Genomic DNA, 18,934 nt, shown 5'->3' on the forward strand with positions numbered 1-18,934 from the left:
GGCAGGGCATGGTCGAACAGACATGGGCCGGGGCGTTCAACGCTCGCGACCTGGGTGGCATCCCACTCGGCGCGGGTGCGGTACGCCCCGGCGTGCTTTTCCGGTCGGGGCAACCGGAGGCGTGGTCGCCTGACGGCTGGCGTGAGGCGAGCGCGGCCGGGGTGGCTCGGGTGCTCGATCTGCGCCACCCCTCCGAGCCTCGGCGCCCGGCAACTGGGGCGGCAGAACTCGGTGTCGGCTACGAGTTTGCCGCGGTCGACGACCCGAATGATCCGCGATTCCGTGCGCGGTTCGTGCCGTACCTCAATCATCCAAATGGCTATGCCGACTTTCTCGACCTCTTCGCTGAGCCCGTAGCCGCGGCAGTGGGTCGCCTCGTCGAGGCCGGGCCGGGCACCGTCGTCTGTTGTTCGGCGGGCCGCGATCGCACCGGACTCGTCACCGGTCTCTTCCTGCGGGCGCTCGGCACGCCCATTTTCGTGCTTCAGGATGCGGACGAACTCGCGACCAGGAAGGTAAATCTGCGGCACCTCGTGCGTGAGACACCGCATCCCTATGAGTGCTATGAAGCCGAGCCCGAAATTTCGGCGACGGTCGCCTCGCGTCGGGCCGCAATTGCCGAGTTCTTTGGGCAATTGGATGCGGCGAAATTCTTGTCGGAACACGGCGTAGATGTTGCTGCCGCGCGGCCCTGGCTCGCTGGTGCTGGAGAACTCCACAAAGATCACTAGTGAAGATATTCAATGCCTGTTGAGTAGCTTTTTTGGCAGAGTCGTTACTTCGCTGGGATCATGCGGATCTGCGCCGGATGCGGCTTCCTCAACAAATTGGTGAACCTTGTTTACTTGCGCGCAACTTGCGCGCCACCTTCTCGATGACTCGACAGCGCACACTCGGCTTCGGCGCCGTTTGGTTGCCAAGTCGTTTTCTGAAGCAGAATTGAGAATTCCTTTGCGTCGCAAGCTTCCCATTGCCTTCGCCGGTGGCCTCGCCGCCGTCGCGATGCTCCTGACCGGATGCGCATCCGGCACCCCGGCCGCCACCACTGAGGGCGGTTCTGACTGGGCCACCATCACCAGCGCCGAAGAAGGCGGCGGCATGGAGGCACTCATCGCCGCAGCTCAGGCTGAGGGTGAACTCAACGTCATCGCCCTCCCCGACAACTGGGCGAACTACGGCCTCATCAAGCAGGCGTTCACCGAGAAATACGGCATCAAGATCAACGACAACCTTCCCGACGCTTCGTCGAAGGAAGAGATTGACACCGCCGAGAAGACCAAGGGCACGACCGCTGCCCCCGACGTCTTCGACCTTGGCGCCAATGTCGCCCTCTCGTCGACCGACTACTTCGCTCCCTACAAGGTGGAGCAGTGGGACAACATCCCCGACGCCAACAAGGAAGCCACCGGCCTCTGGGTGAACGACTACACCGGCGTCATGTCGGTTGGCTACAACAAGACCAAGTTCGGTGAGGTCACCTCGCTCGACCAGCTCACCGACCCGAAGTTCGCCGGCCAGGTTGCCCTCAACGGCAAGCCCGCTGAAGCTGGCGCGGCCTTCAACGGCTTCCTTATGGTGAACAATGCCGAAGGCGGCGACTTCGCCAACGGCCAACCGGGTCTCGACTACTTCAAGACCCTTTCGGAAGCCGGCACCCTCAACCTCCAGGATGTCACCGACGGCACCATCGCCTCCGGTACCCACGGCGTCGTGTTCGACTGGACCTACAACCAGATGTCGTACCAGGCCTCGCTCAAGGACAAGGGCGTTGAGTGGGAGATCTTCGTGCCCAAGGGTGGCGAAATCGCTTCGTACTACAACCAGGCCATCAACGTCGACGCGCCGCACCCGGCCGCCGCACGCCTCTGGCAGGAGTTCCTCTACTCGGCTGAGGCGCAGAACCTCTGGCTGCAGGGTGGCGCTCGCCCCGTGCTCTTCGACGCCCTGGAAGCAGACGGCACGCTGATCGAGAACTGGCAGGAATTCCTCCCAGAACTCGACGGCGAAACCAAGACGCCCAAGGCTGACGAGGCCGAGTCGATGACGGCCTTCATCAAGGAGAACTGGGACTCGACGGTCGGCTAATGACCATCACGTCCTCGAAGCGGCGCCGCGCCCTGGTGAACTACCTGGGCGCGGTGCCCTTCTTCCTCTATACCGGTATCTTCCTCCTCCTGCCGACGGTGCTCGTCATCCTCGGCTCAGTGCGGTCATCTCGCGACGGCTCGTTCACGCTGAACGGCCTCGCGCTCCTGTTTTCATCGCGCACGCTCGGCATCTTCTGGAATTCGTTCTGGATTAGCGCCGTCACCGCCATTGCCGGTGCCATCATCGGTGCCCTGCTCGCCTGGGCAATTTCCAACGCCCCGGCACACAGCGCGAGCCGTCGCGTGTTCGTCGCCTTCAACTCGGTGATCGCGCAATTCGGTGGCGTCATGCTCGCGTTCGCGTTCATCGCGACGCTCGGCATCAATGGTGCGCTGACGCTGCTCCTCGGTGCCATTGGTGCGCCGACGCCGTCACCGGGGTTCCTCTCATCGCTCTGGGGGATCGCTGCGGTCTACCTTTACTTTCAGGTGCCGCTCATGGTCATCGTCTTCCTGCCGGCCATTGACGGTCTCGCCCCGCAGTGGCGTGAAGCCAACGAGAACCTCGGCGGCAACTCGAAGACCTATTGGCTTCGCATCGCCGCGCCGATTCTCGCGCCGAGTTTCCTCGGTTCGCTGCTCCTGCTGTTCGCGAACTCGTTCAGCGCTTTTGCCACCGCGGCCGCGCTCATTTCGCAGCAAACGATCATCGTGCCCATGGAGATTCAGTCGGCGTTCCGCAATGAACTCGACCTCACGCTCGACTCGTATGCGCAATCGCTCGCGCTCGGCATGATCGTCGTGATCGCCGTGGTGATGACCCTCTACGCCCTCATCCAGCGGCGCGCCGGAAGGTGGTTGGCCAGCTCATGACGAATCTCCAACAGGGCGCAGCGTTGCAGCACAACGCGCGCGTCGCGAAGCGCCGCAGCGTGATCTCGCGCACGATTCTCGTGCTCGCGTGGGTGGGCCTGCTCATCCCGCTCGCCTCGCTCTTTGTCTTCTCGATTCGCTTCCCGCTCACCGGGGTCGTCGATTGGGGCGGCTGGGTTGGCCTCTTCGAATTCGAAGGATCAACGACCGCCAGCCTCCTCTGGCAGGGCATCGGCACGAGCCTCGCGATGGCGATCATCACGGTCGCGATCATGCTCGCGCTACTCATCCCGACGATGGTCTGGGTGCGACTCAAACTGCCGAAGCTCGACCGCATCATTGAGTTCATCTGTCTCTTGCCGCTCACCATCCCGGCGATTGCGCTCGTGGTCGGTCTTGCACCGATCTACGCGTTCATCTCGACACGCGTCCTCGACGCGAACTCCATCTGGTTGTCGTTCGCCTACGTCGTGCTCGTGCTGCCGTTCTCGTACCGCGCGCTCGACGCGGGCCTCCGGGCGATCAACGTCAAGACGCTCACCGAGGCAGCCCGCTCGTACGGCGCATCCTGGTTCACCGTGATCACGCGCGTGATCGTGCCGAATGTGCGCCCGGCGATCGTGTCGGCGACGTTCGTGTCGATCGCCGTCGTGCTTGGTGAATACACGATCGCGTCGATCCTCGCCCGCACCAACCTGCAGACGGTGCTCTTCCAAATCAACCTCTCTGATGCGCAGGTCTCGGCGGCGGTTTCGCTGCTCGTACTCGTGCTCACCATCGGATTACTCGTGCTTCTCGACGTCCTCACGTCGCGCCAGCCCGGCCGAAAGGACTCCCGCAAATGACCGACACCACGACTTCTGCGCCGCTGACGGCTACGGCCACGGCCGCTGCCGTTGAGCTGCGCAATCTCGCCCGTCACTACGGCGAAGTGCGCGCGCTCGACAACTTTTCGCTGCAAATCGAACCCGGCGAGATGGTCGCGTTGCTCGGTCCATCAGGATGCGGCAAGACCACGGCCCTGCGCTCGCTCGCCGGTCTCGACGACATCGATTCGGGGAGCATCCTCGTCGATGGCCGCGATGTCACCGGCTCGCCCGCGAACCAGCGCGATATGGCCATGGTCTTCCAGGCGTACTCGCTCTTTCCACACATGACGGTGGCAGAGAACATCGCGTTCGCGCTCGAACTGCGCAAGGTGCCGAAGGCCGAACGTGCCGAGCGCGTTGAGCGCTATCTCGAGCTTGTCGGACTCGATGCCCACGGTGGCCGCTATGCCCACCAGCTCTCGGGTGGCCAGCAGCAGCGCGTGGCGTTGGCTCGCGCGCTGGCGGTGCATCCCAAGGTGCTCTTGCTCGACGAGCCGCTCTCGGCGCTCGATGCGAAGGTGCGCGTGCAGCTGCGTGAAGAGATCCGTCGGTTGCAACAGGAAATTGGCATCACGGCGCTGTTCGTCACGCACGACCAGGAAGAGGCGCTCGCGATCGCTGACCGCGTGGGTGTGATGAGCGCTGGCCGCATCGAGCAACTCGGCGTGCCGCAGGAGATCTACAACCGGCCAATCAACGAGTTCGTGGCGAACTTCATTGGCGTGACGAACCGGCTGCCAGCCACGGCTTCGGCCGAGCGCGCGGATGTGCTCGGTCTGCCGGTGCCGCTGCTGCCCGGCAGCGCGCAAGGCGATGCGACCGTGCTCGTGCGACCTGAGCGGGTGCGCATTGAGCCCGAGAACGAGCAGACGCCGGCGCAGCGCCGGGCGACCGTGATGAGCGTGAGCTTCCTCGGTGCGCACACGCAGATCACCGCTGAACTCGGCGACGGGATGCGCGTGCTCGCGCGCGTCGGCGCGAACCAGGCCGCGCGCTTCTCGCCGGGCGATCTCGTCGAGGTCGTGCTCGACGACTACCCGGCGCTCGCGATCTGACGGCTGTGGGGCGGCGGGGCTGGGCTGATTCGTTCGGCCTGGCCCCGCTGGTCTTGGCGAGTGATTCCGGAGCGTTCACGCCAAACCTGAGCCGCGTTGCGAGCGTTTACGCCAAACCTGGCCCGTTCGCCGGTCAGGTATGGCGCGAAGGGTCAGGTTTGTGGCTGTTCGAGTTGGGCCGGAGCGCGCAGGCCCTAGAGTACGTGCACCCTCGCGGCGCGCCAGCGTCCGCGGAAAGCTTCCAGGCGAATTGCCACTGCCCGCACGCGCGGGCCGAGATCGACAATGACCGTCGCCTCGACGACTCCGGGGCGGATGCGTTGCGAGACACAAGCGCGCGTGCGCACGTTCGGGCGTCGCACCGGCACACCCCGCACTGCGCGGGCGCGAGTCGCGTGCTGCGAGCGTTGCACGAGGGCGGTGAACACCTCGGGCGCCACCCACCGGGCGATCTGCTCGACCTCGCGGAACCCGCCGAGCGCTTCGACGACGCTGCGCGCGAGGTTGTGCAGGAGCGGATCCGGATCGGGGAGTGCGGCGTGCTCCGGCGCATCCAACCCATCGTGTTCGTCGTCGCTGCGGCGCGGCGGCGGCGGGATGACCGGCACCGACATCGGTGCTGGGGTGCGCTGCAGGCGAGCGAGGTTGGCGGCATCGGGTTGAGTTGCGGCGCTTGAAGTCATCAGGTTTTCCGATCGGACATTACTCACACGGATCGTTTGAGCCAGATTGTGCCCATACGAAGCCAACCTCTGGGTGAACTTTCCGAAACTGTGGATAACTCCCGGGCGACGCTTCGAAACCCGGCAGACTCAAGCCGTGCGTTGGGACGACCTCTTTGACGATCTCGCGAGCCAGTTCGATGCTGGGCTCGAAGAGGAGCGACGCCGCGCACTCATCGACGAAGAGCGTTTGCGGGTCTCGCGGTTGACAACCCGTGATCGCCTCAGTGCGCTCGCTTCGACGTTGCAACCGGATGAACACATCGGGCTGCAATTGCACTCTGGGGATCGCGTCGACATCGTGCCAGTTGAAATCGGTGCCGATTGGTTGGGCGCCGATTTGGTGGGTCCCGCGCATCGCTACGGTGCCTGCCTCATTGCCCTCGGTGGCATTGGGGCGCTGCTACTCACGCCTGAGCAGGTCGCCCGTTCGATGCAACCGATGTCCGAGCGGGCCGGAGGGCTTTCGGCGAGGCTCGGTTTTGGCATTGCCCTGCGCGATCTTGCTCGTCGCCGCTTGGCCTGCGAGTTCTCCACGCGACTCGGAGTGGTCTATGGCACCGTCGATCGCGTAGGCCGCGATCATCTTGACATCGCTGTGCACGATCCGGAGGTGCCGCGTCGCGCGAGCGCAGTCATCACCACGCGCATCCTGCCGCTCGACGACCTATTGGTCGTGCGCATCCGCACCACCGACTAGGGAGCACCTCTTCATGGCTGGTCGAGTAGCGCGTAGCGCGTATCGAGACCCCGCCTCCCTGACTAATCGCGCGCTGTGATCTCCGGCAGATCAATGAACTCCTGCTGCGCAAACAGCGCCTCGCGGCGACGCAGCTCGTACTGATCTTCAATGAACGCCTCGAGCACATCCTGCTCGACGCGCCACTGCCCAGCCTCGCCAATGCGAATCGCCGCGAGCTGGTTTGATTCGACCAACTCGCGGGCGACATTGAGGTCGACCGCGAGCACATCCGCCACATCGGCGAGCGTGAGAAATCGCGGCAGGCGACCTGGACTACGAGACGACACCCGTTCATTATGCGCGTCCGAACGGCGCTCATGTCGAACTGTGGATAACTTCCGGGGCTGTCTGCCAATTCCATGCACCATGTACCGCGTCCCCCAACCCCGCGCCTGCAGGAGAGACATGTCCGCCACCGCCTCGCGTCGCCGTCTGCCGCACCTCGATGCGCGTCTTGTCATCGGCATCCTCCTCGTTGTCGCCTCGGTTGTTGGCGTGATCGCCGTCGTTGCCGGCGCGAATCGCACCGTCGCGATCTACGCAGCCAGCGGCCCGATCGCCGCTGGCGAACCACTCACCACCGAACGGCTTTCGCTGGTGCAGGTGCACGAGCAGGACTCGGTGGCGCTCTATCTCTCGCCCCAAGCGCTCCCTGACGGCGAGGTGATCGCCACGCGTCCCATCGGCGCGGGCGAACTCATCCCGGTCAGCGCGCTCGGTGCTGCCGACGCGTCAATGTCGACGGTCGTGGTGCCGATTTCCGGCACGCTGCCGGTCGAGGTCACCACGGGCGCGACGGTCGCCCTGTGGTCGTCGGTGCCAGGCGAACAGCCGGGCAGCTACACCGAACCGCGAGTGCTCGTCGCTGAGGCGCAAGTCATTCGCGTCGTTGAACAAGACCGCATGATCGCCACCGGCGAGGTCGAACTCGAATTGCGCCTGCCAGCACACTTGGTGGCGACCGTCCTCGGCGATGTCACCAATGGCGCACGCTTGCACGTCATTCCGGTGCACAGTGCCCCGGCCGCTCCCGTGGCAGGCCCGTAGCCGTGGCCCGCATTCTGCTCGCGGTCGACTTCGAAATCGAGGCGCGCCTGCTCGAGGGCATCATTCGTCGCGGCCACGATATCGTCGATCGCGTCACTGGCGCGGATGCGGTGGTCGAGGCTGCGGGGCGACTGCGCCCTGACCTCGCCCTCCTCCAGGCAGGTCCAGAAACACTCACCGCGCGTAGCCTCGCCGCCTGCGACGGAGCTGGCACGCGCACGATTGCGCTCATTGCTGGTGACCTGGAACGCCGCAACGCTGCCTCGCTCGGTGTCGTTGATCGCATTGAGGCGCACGACGATTGGGATGCGGTCGAGGCGCTCATCGCGCCGGCGCCCTACTCTGCACCGGCCGCAACTGCGAAGCCAGCAATAACGCCTGTCCCGGAAGCCGTGCTTGATGAGTCGGTGGGTTGGCGACCGGATGCTCCGAGCATTCCCGTCGCGCCAGCCGCTCCCGAACAACTGAGTTCGCGACGTGATCGGCGAGACCGTGAGCGTCGCCGCCGCAGCGACCGGCGCGAGCAGGAGCAGGCTGCAAGGAGTGAACAGGCCGGACTGATTGCCGAGAGTCAACAGCTCGGGGCGGGCATCCCGCCAGCGGCTCCTCGCACACCGCGCCGAGCGGCGCCCGCATCGCAATCGCCAGCGGCGCATCCTTGGCAATCGACCGTCATCGCCGTGTGGGGGCCGTATGGTGCGCCGGGACGAACCACCATCGCCGCCGGCCTCGCCGGTGCGTATGCCGCCGCGGGCCACCGAGTGTTGCTCATCGACGCCGATACCTACGGTGGAGCGATCGCGCCGCTCCTCGGTATTGCTGACGAGGCGCCGGGATTCGCTGCCGCCTGCCGTCTCGCCGGTGCCGAAAGCCTCAATGTCGCGGAGCTCGATCGCGTTGCCTCAACCGCGGGCAAGCAGGTGCCCTTTCGCGTGCTCTCGGGCATTTCGAATCCCGCCCGCTGGCCAGAACTTGGTCGCGATCGGGTGCGTGGCACGCTCGCAACCTGTCGCGCCTTCGCCGATGTCGTCATCGTCGATGTCGGGTTCAATCTCGAAACCGATGAGGAACTCCTCAGCGATGTGGTTGCCCCTCGGCGCAATGCAGCGACGCTCGCGGTGCTCGAAAACTGCGATGCGGTCGTCGCGGTGGCCGAGGCAACTCCGGTGGGAATTCCGCGATTCCTGCGCGCCCGCATGCAACTCATCGATCGCATCGGCACTGAAACTCCGGTCGCGACGGTCGCGAACCGGGTGCGGAGCGCCGCCACGGGCGTAGATGCGGCGGGCCAGGTGCGGCAGGCACTGCGACGCTTCGGCGGCATTGAGGATGCGGTGCTGCTGCCCGATGACCCAAAGGCTTGCGACCGCGCGCTTAGCCTTGGCGTACCGGTCGTTGAGGCGGCACCGCGCTCGACACTCACCCGACACCTGCGACAGCTGGCAATGGGGCTGGTTACCGTCCCCTAGGCTGACAACCGTGTCGAGCGTTTTCAACCTTCTGCAACGTCACGGCGGCCTTGACGAGGACGACCGCGAGTGGCTGGGCCTGCTCACGGCCGATTGGCAACTCCTTGCCGACCTCGCAACCGCCGATCTCGTGCTCTGGGTGCGCGATCCTGAGGAAGGTTTCGTAGCCGTCGGGCAGGTGCGTCCTTCCGGCGCGCCGACACTCTTCTACCGTGACCTGATCGGTCAGCCGGTTCGGGAACAGTGGGAGGCGCAGGTGCTGCGCGCCTGCGAGCAGGGACGCACCGTGCGTTCGACCGAACCGGACTGGTTCGACGAGATCCCCGCGCAGCTCACGGTCACGCCGATCTATTCGACCCGACGCGTCAATGGCGGACGCGAGCGCTCGGCGAATCCCATCGCCATCCTGACTCGGCACACGAACCTTGCCGGCGCGCGGCAGCTCACGCGCCAGGAAGTGACCTTCCGCGAGTGTTCCGAAGACCTCTTCGACATGATCGAAGCGGGCGAGTTTCCCGACCCGGATGCGCCGGAATTCTCGCGACGCGGCGCCCCGCGCGCGCACGACGGTCTTATCCGCCTGAACCAAGAGGGCATCGTCACCTTTGCGAGTGCGAACGCGCTCTCGGCGATGAACAAGCTCGGCTTCGGTGGCGAACTCGAGGGTGAAGCACTCGTCGATGTTGCCGCCATGCTCGTCGACGACAAACGGCACGTCACCGTCGATGAGGCGCTACCGCTCGTCGTTACCGGCCGTGCGCCCTGGATGACGGATGTGGATGCTCGCGGCGTCACGGTCACGCTTCGCGCCATTCCGTTGCGCCGGGGGAGTGAGCGGCTCGGTGCGATCGTGCTCTGCCGCGACACCACGGATGTTCGTCACCAGCAGCAAGAGCTCATTACTAAGGATGCGACGATCCGCGAGATTCACCACCGGGTGAAGAACAATCTGCAGACCGTTGCCGCGCTTCTGCGCATCCAGGCGCGCCGTGCCCGCAGTGACGAGGCCCGCGAGGCGCTCCTGCAGGCGATGCGACGGGTGTCGTCGATTGCGGTCGTGCACGACACTCTGAGCGGCGGCTTCTCGCAATCGGTTGAGTTTGACGAGGTCTTCTTGCGTGTCATGAAGCTCGCGACCGAGGTCGCGAGCGGCGAGGGTGGACAACGCATCCGCCCCGAACTGCAGGGCACCTTCGGCGCTGTGCCGAGCGAGTATGCGACCCCGCTCGCGCTCGCGCTCACCGAGCTCGTCACGAACGCAGTCGAGCACGGCTTCGACGCTGGCGCCACGGGTGGCCGAGTGATTGTGCGGGTTGATCGCGACGATGAGTTCCTTGATATCTCGGTCATCGATAACGGCCGCGGCATGGTCGCAGGCTCGCTCGGTAACGGCCTCGGCACGCAGATTGTGCGCACCCTCGTTGAGGGTGAACTCGGTGGCACGATCGATTGGAACTCCACCTCCGATGGCACGAGCGTCGATATCCGCGTGCCCAAGCGCTGGGGTGTCACGACGACGTCGTAGCGGCACCACCAACCTCCCACTAATCCGCGCGTCCCCGCCAAATCCGCGCGTTGCAGCGCGCGGATTTGGCGGAAGCACGCGGATTAGCGACGCAGCTCCGCGCGGAAAAGCGCTTCGCCCTCGCATCAAGTGATGCGAGGGCGAAGCGTGGGGCCGAGGGGCTAGGAAGCACGGCGGGCGCGTGCGGCGCGGCGCTTGAGCGCGCGACGCTCATCTTCCGAAAGGCCACCCCAGACACCCGAGTCCTGGCTCGTGTCGAGCGCATACTGCAGGCACTGCTCAGTCACGCGGCAACGAGCGCATACCGACTTCGCGGCATCAATCTGCTCGAGGGCCGGGCCAGTGTTTCCGACCGGGAAGAAGAGCTCCGGATCGGCGTCGAGGCAGGCAGCAGAATCACGCCAGTCCATCTAAAGGTGCTCCTTTTCTCTGCGCGCACGGATGCGCGCCAATATGCTCCGGTCAAGGAGCGTTCCCGAGGCAACATCACTACCGGGATGCGGAACCGCGCCCACACAGCGGACGTTGCCCTGATCTGAAGTAATATCTTGCCACGCACTTGCAGGCTGATCAAGGAATTTCTTTTGACTGAGACAAAGGCAGACGAGCCTATCCCGGCCCTTACGACGCCGGTTCGCCTGCTCATTGGCATCATTCTCATCGAAGCAGTTGCGATGTTTGGGGTGGCCGCGTTGCTCGTCTACGAGATCTTCACGCAGCCCTCGCTCTCGGTCGCCTCGTCCATTGCGCTCATTGTGCTCGCGCTCATCGCGACGGCCGCGCTCGCGGCGATTGCCCTCGGTATCTACCGGGCGCAGCCGTGGACGCGCGGTGCCTCGATTGTGTGGCAGGTGCTACAGGCTGCGGCCGCCGTCGTCGTATTGCAGGGTGATATGGCCGACGGCATCGGTTGGATTCTCGCGGGGCTTTCGCTCGCGGGACTCCTCCTCGTGTTCCACCCGGCAGTGACCGCTCGCTTGCGCCATCGCGAGGAGCGACCCCGCGACGACCGCTAAATACCGTCGGTGCGAAGTGCGTGCACCGCGAACGTGTGGAAGAACCACGTCACGAGCATGATCCCGAAGGGGAGCGGGAGCAGGATGACTGCCGTGCCAAACACGATCGTGAGCAGGTAGCACAGCGCCATCGCGATGAGCATGATGCCGATGATCCAGGTGCGCACGCTGCGGCTCGCGAATCGCAGCACGGCCCGCCGCACGCTCGCATCCGCGAGATGCCGCAATTGGATGCTCGCCACGAGCAAGAGTGCGACAAGACCCACCGCCCCGCCGCCGCGGATCACGGTGTCGGTAAGCGCATCGTCGATCCACTCGCCACGCTGCGTGCGCATGCCGAGCACCCCGAAGGTGAGTAGCGGCACGAGAAACGAAATGATGAGCGCCGAGAACACGAGTCGCAACTCAATGAGGAAGAGCGCGATCTTTGAGAGGTTGACCGGCGCGACATCGGTTGGCGTCACCCGCAGCACACCGAGCGCCGTAGCAATGGCCTTGGCCCGCTGGCCGAGCGCGAGCTGCATCCGTACGAGTGACGATTGCAACTCGATGTCGGTGGGTGCCAGCGCCATCGCCTGGCCGACGGTCTCGCGCGCCTCGCGCCGGTAGCCGGCGCTGAGTTCGAGTTTCGCGAGTGTCATCAGTGCTTGAGCGCGATCGTACTCATTGGTCACCGCGAGGTTGACCGAATGTTGCGCCTCGGCGAGTGCGGCCGCCGGCAGATTCGCAGTATAGAGCGCGATTGCGAACATCTGTCGACCGCGCCAATCATTTGGGTCGCTGCGCACTGCGGTGGTGGCAGCCGCGAGAAACTCTTCCTTTCGCTCCGGGATGCGCTGCAGCACGTTCGCGAGAAGCAGCCAGCCGGATGCGGCGAGTTCGTTTGACGTCAATGCCAGACGGGCATGCTGCTCGGCTTCGGTGAGATTGTCGAGTTCAGATTCAGCGGCGCCGAGCAGGAGGTGCGTTGCTGGGTTCGTTGGGTCGGTCGCGAGTTCGGCGCGGAGAAGCTCGCGGGCGCGGTCGGGCATCCCTGCCGAAAGGTAGCCCTGCGCCTGCTGCAGTGCGTTCGCCGTCATGATCAGATGCGGTGCTGCTTGAGGTAGCTGCGTAATTGCGCGAAGGTGCCGTCGTCGATGCCGTATTCGAGCACCGGCTTGATTTCGGCAAACCAGCCGCGGCTTGAGGGTGTTACCGAACCCGTGGCGCGCACGAGGTCGGCGGTTTCGATCATGCGCGGCACGCCGTCGCGCATCGACTCCATGAACGCGTGCTGCACCGCCGTGTCGACGAGGTAGCTGAGGTCGGCGCCCGAGAACTCATCGGTGCGGCGCACGATTTCGTTGAGGTCGACGTTGGCGGCGGGCTTGTCTTTGAGTCTGCTGTGCACGATTGCGGCCCGCGCGACCTCGTCGGGCGGCAGGATGAGCACGGTGCGGTCGAGGCGGCCCGGGCGCCGCAGTGCCGGGTCGATATCCCAGGGGCGGTTCGTGGCCGCGAGCAGGTAGATGCCGTCGTTTGAGGCTTCGACGCCGTCGAGTTCGACGAGCAATTGGCTCGTGAGCATGCGCAATTGTTGCGAGTTTGAGCCACCCGAGGTGCGGCGGCCGCCCACGGCATCGAACTCGTCGAAGAAGATGACGCAGGGGCGCGCTGCCCGTGCTGCCTCGAAGACATCGTGGATCGCCTTTTCGGTCTGACCCCAGAATTGGCCCATGATGTCGGCCACGGTGACGTGAATGAAGTTTGCGCCGAGCTCACCCGCGATGGCGCGCGCAATGAAGGTCTTGCCGCATCCTGGCGGGCCGTACATGAGGAGGCTCCCGCGCGGTGCCTGACCATACATGCGCGCGAGTTCGGGGTTGCGCATCGGCGCCAAGAAGGTGGTCTCGAGGTGTCGCTTCACCTCGAACATTCCGGCGACATCATCGAGCCGCACTGCTGGCCGGTCGACGTCGAAGAATTGGCGTTCTTCTTCGTCACCGACACCCATGCGGATGCGGGGGTCGTGCGTCTGCGCCGGCGGCGGTTCACCGGCAGGCGGCCAGACAAGTGAGTCATCGCTGAGGCGCGTTTCGGGAGACTTGACTGGCGGAAGTGGAGGAAGCGACGGCATCGACGGGAAATCGGTTGCTGCGGGTGCCGCCTCTGGCGAGGCCGATGCGGCCGATGGTGGAGTGGCATCGCCGAGCCCGCCCGTATTCGCGCGTCGGCGCAGGCGAGCCGCGGCGGCACGTGCGCGCAATACCGCTACGGTCTGCGGATTTGCGCCGTACTGATCGAGCGCCGCAATCTCAGGGTCTGCCGAGTCGACATCGTGCTCGAGCAAGAGTTCAACGAGGTCGATACGTAAGCCCAGGTTGGTCGGATCGGCCGCCACTGCGCTACGAATAATCGCCACGAACTCGTTCGTCGCGCCCCGCTCATCAGTCATGCCGCGAGACTAACAACCGCCTCCGACATTACGACCGTGGGCGGACTCGGCTTAGGCCGCGAGCTTCTTCAAGATGCGGTCAACGTGCCCGGTGGCGCGCACGTTGTAAAGCGGCTCGATGATGCGACCCTTTTCATCAATGAGGAACGTCGACCGAATTGCGCCCACATAGGTGCGGCCGTAGTTCTGCTTCTCGCCGAAGGCGGCGTACTGCTGCTGCACCTTGTGGTCGGGGTCACTGAGCAACTCGTAGGGGAGGTCGTACTCCTCCTTGAAGCGCGCGAGCTTCTCGACCGGGTCGGCCGATACCGCGAGCACCGTGTAGCCAGCCGCAGTTAGTCGCGCCTCGCTGTCGCGGAAGTCGCAGGCTTCCTTCGTGCATCCGGGAGTAAACGCCTGCGGGTACGTGAACAGCACCACCTTGCGGCCGCGGAAGTCGGTAAGCGAAACCTTGTCGCCATCCTGGTTCTGCAGCGTGAACTTGGGGGCGAGGTCGCCGGCAACGAGACGTTCTGTAGTCATTTCGTACTCCTAGATTCGGATGCGTTCCACTCGAGTTTGCAGGACATCGCGCTTTGGTGCTAATCTTGCTCAGTCGTCGTCACGACGGCATGCGCCTCTAGCTCAATCGGCAGAGCAACTGACTCTTAATCAGTGGGTTCCGGGTTCAAGTCCCGGGGGGCGCACCAGTTATTTTCCTACCGCAGTCGGGCCAGGGGGCCGCGAAGCAGTGCTTCACGGGGTTCAAGTCCCGGGGGGCGCACTTTTCGTTTTCCGCAACCGCTTTTCCGGATGCACCAATTCCTCTGCTGGAATCCGACAGAATAGTCAGAACGGCAGGAAGGCGGAATCAGTGGTGACTTCGAGCGAGCTTGCGACGCGTAGCGGCGGCGTCTGGCAGAACCAAGCGGCGACGGTGCGAGCAACGCCCAATCGCATTGAGCATCCGACCACCGTTGCCGAGCTTGTCGCAGCGGTGCGCAACGCATCCCTGAGCGGTGCCAACATTCGCCCGGTCGGTGCGGGACTCTCGATGACCGGCCTTGCCGCTGGCAACGACGTGCTCATCGACCTCGCGAAGTTGCGTGGTCTCGTCAGCATCGACCGGCGGGCCGGCACCGCCACCTTCCTCGGCGGTACGAGCGTCGATGAAGCGGCGACCATTCTCGAAGCCGAACGGCTCTCGATCATTGGCGCTCCTGCCATTGGTAGCGCGACCCTCGCGGGCGCCATGTCAACAGGCGCCCACGGCTACGCTCCGCGCGAAGCCAGCTTCTCGGCAAACGTCGCAGGCATCTCGCTCGTCACCCCCGACGGCCGGCTGCTCAAGATCGACGACCGCCACAACACCCAGCTCTGGCCCGCCGCCCGACTCAGCCTCGGGGCTCTCGGCGTCATCGCCGAGGTGACCGTGCGTATCCGCGACTACGTCGAACTGCGCACGAACCGCAAGCGCCGCGACATCGAACGTCTCGTGCGCGACCTCGGCGAGGCCCGCGCGAAGCTCGACTTCTACCGCGTCGACTGGCGACCCCACACTGACACCGCAATGCTCACCGTCGGCTGGCTCGAGGCGACTGCTCCCGCGGCACTCCCCGCCGCATCCTCGTCGCGCCGCGAACGGGGACGGCGACGCGACCGCATCCGTGCCCGCGTCGCCCGCGCACTTCCCTTCCTCGCACCGGCGATCGACGCTGTCGCCAACCGCCTCGAGCCGCTCGGCGACGAAGGTGTGCGCGCCGCTCGCGATGTGCACGATGGCGGCGAACCGTTGCCCTTCGTCGAGTACCAGTTCCCGATTGCGAAGGCCGGCAATGTCGTGACGGCGCTGCGCGAATTCGTGCACGGCAACCGTGCCATGGCGGCCGCCGATGTGCGCCTCACGCTCGTTGCCGCCGATGAAGTGTGGCTCTCGCCTGCGTATGGCCGCGATGTCATTGCCGTGATGGTGCGCGTGCCGACCGCGGATGCGGCTGCGCTCGTTGATCTCGAAGACCTGTTCATCTGGCTTGGCGGCCTGCCTTCTTGGGGCGGTTTCCATACGCTGACCGGGGCGGAAGCCGCCTATGTCATGCCACGCTTCAGCGACTTTTCGAGCATCCGTCACGACCTCGACCCCTATGAGCGGATGCAGAACGAAACGCTCCACAGGTTGCTCGGATAGCGTCTCTGCGGAGAGCTGGCACAAAGATTCGGTAACAATTTCACCGCATCGCATAGAATCATCGACGGCCTACTCACCGACGGAAGATTGAGCGCATGGCGACCAAAGACCGAGACCAGATCCGCAAGCTGCGGGAAGAAGCGAACGCACTGCGCAAGCAGGAAGAGGCGAAGAAGCGCCGCGCTCGCATGCTCACGCAGATCGGCGTGATCGCCGCAGCGGTTCTCGTGATCGCCGCTGTGGTCGTGGTGGCCGTCATGGCACCGACCTGGTTCGGTAACCGAAATGTCCCGGCCTCGCAGGGCACCGTCGCAGTCGCAACCTCGACCGGTGGCACCGCGGAGGTGCCGATCGCGGTGAGCGAAGAGGGCGTCCTCATTGGTGACCCGAATGCGGCCGTGAAGATTGACTACTACCTCGACTTCTCGTGCAGCTACTGCAAGGACTACCACGACGCCATGGGTCACGAGTACGAGACCCTTGTCGGCGACGGCGAAGCCGCCGTCAACTTCCACTTCATCCGCTACGTGAATGACTTCGGCACCCGCGCTGGCGCCTCGCTCATCGCAGCCATCCAGCACCAGCCCGAGCTCTTCTTCACGATCATGGATGGCATCTACGCCACCCCCGCTCAGGACCAGGTGAACTGGAACTTCAACAACTACACGACGCTCCTGTCGAGCCTTGGCGTGACCAACTCCGACGCGATCTCGTCGATCACCAACGGTGACTACGCCTGGTACATCAGCGACTCGACGCAGAAGGCACGCTCGGCCGGCGTCCCCGGCACGCCCTCGCTCTACTTCAACGGTGAGCGCAACGACAGCCTGCCGACCGACGGTGCAAGCCTGCGCACGCTCGTCGCTGAACTCTCGGGCGCACCGGCCGAAACCCCCGCTGAGACCCCGGCCGCCGAAACCCCGGCCGCTGAGACTCCCGCCGAAACTCCGGCTGCGAACTAGTGACGCGCGAGGATGCGCCCGCCGAGGCAGCGGAGCTGGATTACGACGAACTCGATGAGTTCGATGATGCCGACGAGTTTGGCGAAGAAGTAGGCGAGCACACGCCGCTGTTGCTTCGCCACTCGCCGGTCGGCTGGATTCTCATCATCTGTGGTGCGATCGGCCTGCTCGCGAGCTTCATGCTCACGATCGAGTACCTGCACAAGCTGCAGTCACCGACCGAGCAACTCATCTGCGACATCAACCCGTTCATCACCTGTGGACCGGCGATGATGTCGGATGCCGGCAGCATCCTCGGCTTCCCGAACATCATTCTCGGCCTCGTGTGTTTCACGATCACCATCACCACCGGTGTCGTGATTCTCACTGGCGTGAAGCTCCCGCGCTGGTACTGGATCTGCTTCCAACTGGGGCTCGTGGGCGCTGCGGCGCTCATCACCTACCTGCAGTGGTTCAGCGCCTTTGAACTCGGCAAACTCTGCCTGTGGTGCATGATCATCTGGACCGCGACGATTCCGCTCGTTGCGCTCACCACGATCGCGAACCTCGGCCACGGCCGCCTCGGCGCGGGGGCTGTAGGTCTCGGCCGCAAGCTCGCCTCGTGGGGATGGGTTGTCGTCGTGCTTTGGTATCTCGCCGTCATTGGCTTGATCGCCATGGGCATGTGGGAAGCCTTCATGCTCGCGTTCGCGTACTAGCGCGGGCGGGGGTCGCGATACGCGGCTACGCCGCTACTCGACCAGCCACAATGTCCTGGCTTCTCGATCAGCCACGATGTTCTGGTTGGTCGAGTAGGCCGCAGGCCATATCGACGCCCCGCTGCCGAGCAGCTAGCTCGCGCGCGGAAGCTCTTCGTCTTCCTGCGGCGCTGCCGTGATCATCTTGAGCGGTTCAATGCGCTCGAGTTCGGCGACATCAGCAATCGTGTTCTGCACACGGCGCACAAGGTCAGCAGTCATGATCTCGGCGAACATTGCGTCATCGCCGCGGCGGCGATCGGTACGCCACTCAAGGCGGTAGCGGCCGCTCGGGCCAAACAGGTCATCAAATAGCTTGAGCAGTTCCTGCTGTGCCTCGGGCGTCAGCGCCGCCTCAGGCTGCAGCAGGCGCGGCGCGGTCGGCTCCCAAACCGCCAGGTCGAGCCCGGCGAAGTTGGGGTGGGCACTCAGCGGCATGGCCGGACGCACCGAGGGCGCAGGCACGATGCCATCAAAAATGGCCTCGGCTTCTGCATCCGCTGTAGTCGGGTCGAGTGCGGCCGGCTCTGCAGCGATTGGTTCTTCAATGGCCGACGCAGGTTCGGCAACCTCGGCAAGCGGCGCGGATGCACTGGGCACAGGCTCGGGGCGTGCTTCGTCGGCTGCCTCAACCGGCGCGGTCGGTGCCTCAACCTTCGGCTGTGCCGCCGCGGGCTCGGGAGCGGCTGGCCGGGCGGGGGCGGCGGGCTGGGCTGGGGCCAAGGCTGGCGATGACGCCGAAACTTCAACGACTTCAGCTTCGAGGGCCTGTGGCAACTCGCCGTAATCGGGTTCGTCAAGCAGGAGGGAATTGTCGACGATCGTCGACTTCTTGGTGAGGTTGCGGAACCAACCGAACATCGTGAACCCCTTCCGTGGCTTCTCGGAAGCGTACGGCGGGGTCGGTGCGCATCCGCGATGCCACGCGGAAAGCGATGCGAAAACTACGCTTCGAGCTCGCGTTCTTCCTCGGCTTGATCGCGCACGGCAGCAATGGCGAGCGCAACGGTCGCGCCCCAGAGAATCCAGTTCGCGATGGTGGCCCACCTCGAGCGCGATTCTTGCGAGCGCTTGATCGTGGGGATGAAACCGAGCACGGCGGAGATGAACGCGCCGTTGAGGAGGAACTTCCGCATGGAGGTCAGCATAGTGCCGCGCAATCACGTGCACCCGAGAGGCGAGAACTATTCTTCAACAATTTGGTCGCGCTGACCACTCGGTCAGTGTACGCT

General features: G+C 64.8%; 21 protein-coding genes and 1 tRNA gene. 14 read left to right on the forward strand and 8 right to left on the reverse strand.

All coding sequences use genetic code 11. The features are described from left to right. The first annotated feature begins 8 nt into the window (after nt 1-8). The 5 genes from EG850_RS02430 (at nt 9) to EG850_RS02450 (ending at nt 4,884) form a co-directional block, all read left to right on the forward strand. Nucleotides 9-731 (forward strand): tyrosine-protein phosphatase, encoded by a 723-nt coding sequence (locus EG850_RS02430; protein ID WP_185714917.1) that lies wholly within the window; start codon nt 9-11, stop codon nt 729-731. 220 nt (nt 732-951) lie between these two features. Beyond that, on the forward strand, nt 952-2,085 hold the full coding sequence (locus EG850_RS02435; RefSeq protein WP_235829179.1) for an ABC transporter substrate-binding protein: 1,134 nt from the start codon (nt 952-954) through the stop codon (nt 2,083-2,085). After that, nucleotides 2,085-2,960 (forward strand): ABC transporter permease, encoded by an 876-nt coding sequence (locus tag EG850_RS02440; protein WP_124969488.1) that lies wholly within the window; start codon nt 2,085-2,087, stop codon nt 2,958-2,960. The genes EG850_RS02435 and EG850_RS02440 overlap by 1 nt, the downstream gene beginning before the upstream one ends. Next, a complete protein-coding gene (locus EG850_RS02445) occupies nt 2,957-3,805 on the forward strand; it encodes an ABC transporter permease (RefSeq protein WP_124969490.1) in 849 nt (282 codons plus the stop codon). The genes EG850_RS02440 and EG850_RS02445 overlap by 4 nt, the downstream gene beginning before the upstream one ends. Next, nucleotides 3,802-4,884: an ABC transporter ATP-binding protein gene (locus EG850_RS02450; protein ID WP_124969492.1), complete on the forward strand. Its 1,083-nt coding sequence runs from the start codon at nt 3,802-3,804 to the stop codon at nt 4,882-4,884. Before EG850_RS02445 ends, EG850_RS02450 begins: the two co-directional genes overlap by 4 nt. A gap of 194 nt (nt 4,885-5,078) precedes the next feature. Here EG850_RS02450 and EG850_RS02455 read toward each other — a convergent pair whose 3' ends face one another. Further along, entirely contained in the window at nt 5,079-5,567 is a 489-nt protein-coding gene (locus EG850_RS02455; protein ID WP_235829180.1) for an Rv3235 family protein, read from the reverse strand. Between the two features lie 136 nt (nt 5,568-5,703). Between EG850_RS02455 and EG850_RS02460 the strand changes: the two genes are divergently transcribed. Beyond that, nucleotides 5,704-6,306: a hypothetical protein gene (locus tag EG850_RS02460; RefSeq protein ID WP_124969494.1), complete on the forward strand. Its 603-nt coding sequence runs from the start codon at nt 5,704-5,706 to the stop codon at nt 6,304-6,306. A 62-nt stretch (nt 6,307-6,368) separates the two neighbouring features. On the opposite strand, the gene EG850_RS02465 is transcribed toward EG850_RS02460, so the two are convergent. Further along, the gene (locus EG850_RS02465) at nt 6,369-6,635 is read right to left on the reverse strand and encodes a helix-turn-helix domain-containing protein (protein ID WP_235829181.1); all 267 of its coding nucleotides are present in this window, start codon (nt 6,633-6,635) and stop codon (nt 6,369-6,371) included. Between the two features lie 118 nt (nt 6,636-6,753). Here EG850_RS02465 and EG850_RS02470 point away from each other — a divergent pair, with 118 nt between their 5' ends. The 3 genes from EG850_RS02470 to EG850_RS02480 are packed head-to-tail and all read left to right on the forward strand — an operon-like array spanning nt 6,754 to nt 10,389. Then, nucleotides 6,754-7,395 (forward strand): hypothetical protein, encoded by a 642-nt coding sequence (locus EG850_RS02470; RefSeq protein ID WP_124969498.1) that lies wholly within the window; start codon nt 6,754-6,756, stop codon nt 7,393-7,395. 2 nt (nt 7,396-7,397) lie between these two features. Next, a complete protein-coding gene (locus tag EG850_RS02475; protein ID WP_185714918.1) occupies nt 7,398-8,864 on the forward strand; it encodes an AAA family ATPase in 1,467 nt (488 codons plus the stop codon). Between the two features lie 10 nt (nt 8,865-8,874). Then, the gene (locus EG850_RS02480) at nt 8,875-10,389 is read left to right on the forward strand and encodes a sensor histidine kinase (RefSeq protein WP_124969502.1); all 1,515 of its coding nucleotides are present in this window, start codon (nt 8,875-8,877) and stop codon (nt 10,387-10,389) included. 161 nt (nt 10,390-10,550) lie between these two features. Here EG850_RS02480 and EG850_RS02485 read toward each other — a convergent pair whose 3' ends face one another. Then, entirely contained in the window at nt 10,551-10,799 is a 249-nt protein-coding gene (locus tag EG850_RS02485) for a WhiB family transcriptional regulator (RefSeq protein WP_124969504.1), read from the reverse strand. A 174-nt stretch (nt 10,800-10,973) separates the two neighbouring features. Between EG850_RS02485 and EG850_RS02490 the strand changes: the two genes are divergently transcribed. After that, nucleotides 10,974-11,405 (forward strand): hypothetical protein, encoded by a 432-nt coding sequence (locus tag EG850_RS02490; RefSeq protein ID WP_124969506.1) that lies wholly within the window; start codon nt 10,974-10,976, stop codon nt 11,403-11,405. Here the strand turns inward: EG850_RS02490 and EG850_RS02495 are convergent. Genes EG850_RS02495 through bcp form a run of 3 tightly spaced genes read right to left on the reverse strand, consistent with a single transcriptional unit; the run spans nt 11,402 to nt 14,361 of the window. After that, entirely contained in the window at nt 11,402-12,484 is a 1,083-nt protein-coding gene (locus EG850_RS02495) for a tetratricopeptide repeat protein (protein ID WP_124969508.1), read from the reverse strand. The two genes, EG850_RS02490 and EG850_RS02495, sit on opposite strands and share 4 nt — an antisense overlap. Nucleotides 12,485-12,486: 2 nt before the next feature. Continuing rightward, complete coding sequence (locus EG850_RS02500; RefSeq protein WP_124969510.1) at nt 12,487-13,839, reverse strand: ATP-binding protein; 1,353 nt, start codon at nt 13,837-13,839, stop codon at nt 12,487-12,489. A 51-nt stretch (nt 13,840-13,890) separates the two neighbouring features. Beyond that, entirely contained in the window at nt 13,891-14,361 is a 471-nt protein-coding gene (bcp, locus tag EG850_RS02505) for a thioredoxin-dependent thiol peroxidase (protein ID WP_124969512.1), read from the reverse strand. 91 nt (nt 14,362-14,452) lie between these two features. Between bcp and EG850_RS02510 the strand changes: the two genes are divergently transcribed. The 4 genes from EG850_RS02510 to EG850_RS02530 all read left to right on the forward strand — a co-directional run bounded on the left by EG850_RS02510 (nt 14,453) and on the right by EG850_RS02530 (nt 17,663). Next, a tRNA-Lys gene (locus EG850_RS02510) sits at nt 14,453-14,528 on the forward strand. A gap of 164 nt (nt 14,529-14,692) precedes the next feature. Further along, complete coding sequence (locus EG850_RS13215) at nt 14,693-16,003, forward strand: FAD-binding protein (protein WP_185714919.1); 1,311 nt, start codon at nt 14,693-14,695, stop codon at nt 16,001-16,003. Nucleotides 16,004-16,098: 95 nt separating this feature from the next. After that, nucleotides 16,099-16,965: a DsbA family protein gene (locus tag EG850_RS02525; protein ID WP_124969516.1), complete on the forward strand. Its 867-nt coding sequence runs from the start codon at nt 16,099-16,101 to the stop codon at nt 16,963-16,965. Beyond that, entirely contained in the window at nt 16,965-17,663 is a 699-nt protein-coding gene (locus tag EG850_RS02530) for a vitamin K epoxide reductase family protein (RefSeq protein ID WP_124969518.1), read from the forward strand. Before EG850_RS02525 ends, EG850_RS02530 begins: the two co-directional genes overlap by 1 nt. Nucleotides 17,664-17,795: 132 nt before the next feature. On the opposite strand, the gene EG850_RS02535 is transcribed toward EG850_RS02530, so the two are convergent. Both EG850_RS02535 and EG850_RS02540 read right to left on the reverse strand, forming a co-directional pair. Next, the gene (locus tag EG850_RS02535; protein ID WP_124969520.1) at nt 17,796-18,563 is read right to left on the reverse strand and encodes a hypothetical protein; all 768 of its coding nucleotides are present in this window, start codon (nt 18,561-18,563) and stop codon (nt 17,796-17,798) included. Between the two features lie 83 nt (nt 18,564-18,646). Then, nucleotides 18,647-18,838, reverse strand: coding sequence for a hypothetical protein (locus EG850_RS02540; RefSeq protein ID WP_124969522.1), 192 nt, complete (start codon nt 18,836-18,838; stop codon nt 18,647-18,649). Nucleotides 18,839-18,934 lie beyond the last annotated feature (96 nt).

Origin of the sequence: Gulosibacter macacae, assembly GCF_003865375.1 — a bacterium.
In the GTDB taxonomy this organism is placed as follows: Bacteria; Actinomycetota; Actinomycetes; order Actinomycetales; family Microbacteriaceae; genus Gulosibacter; species Gulosibacter macacae.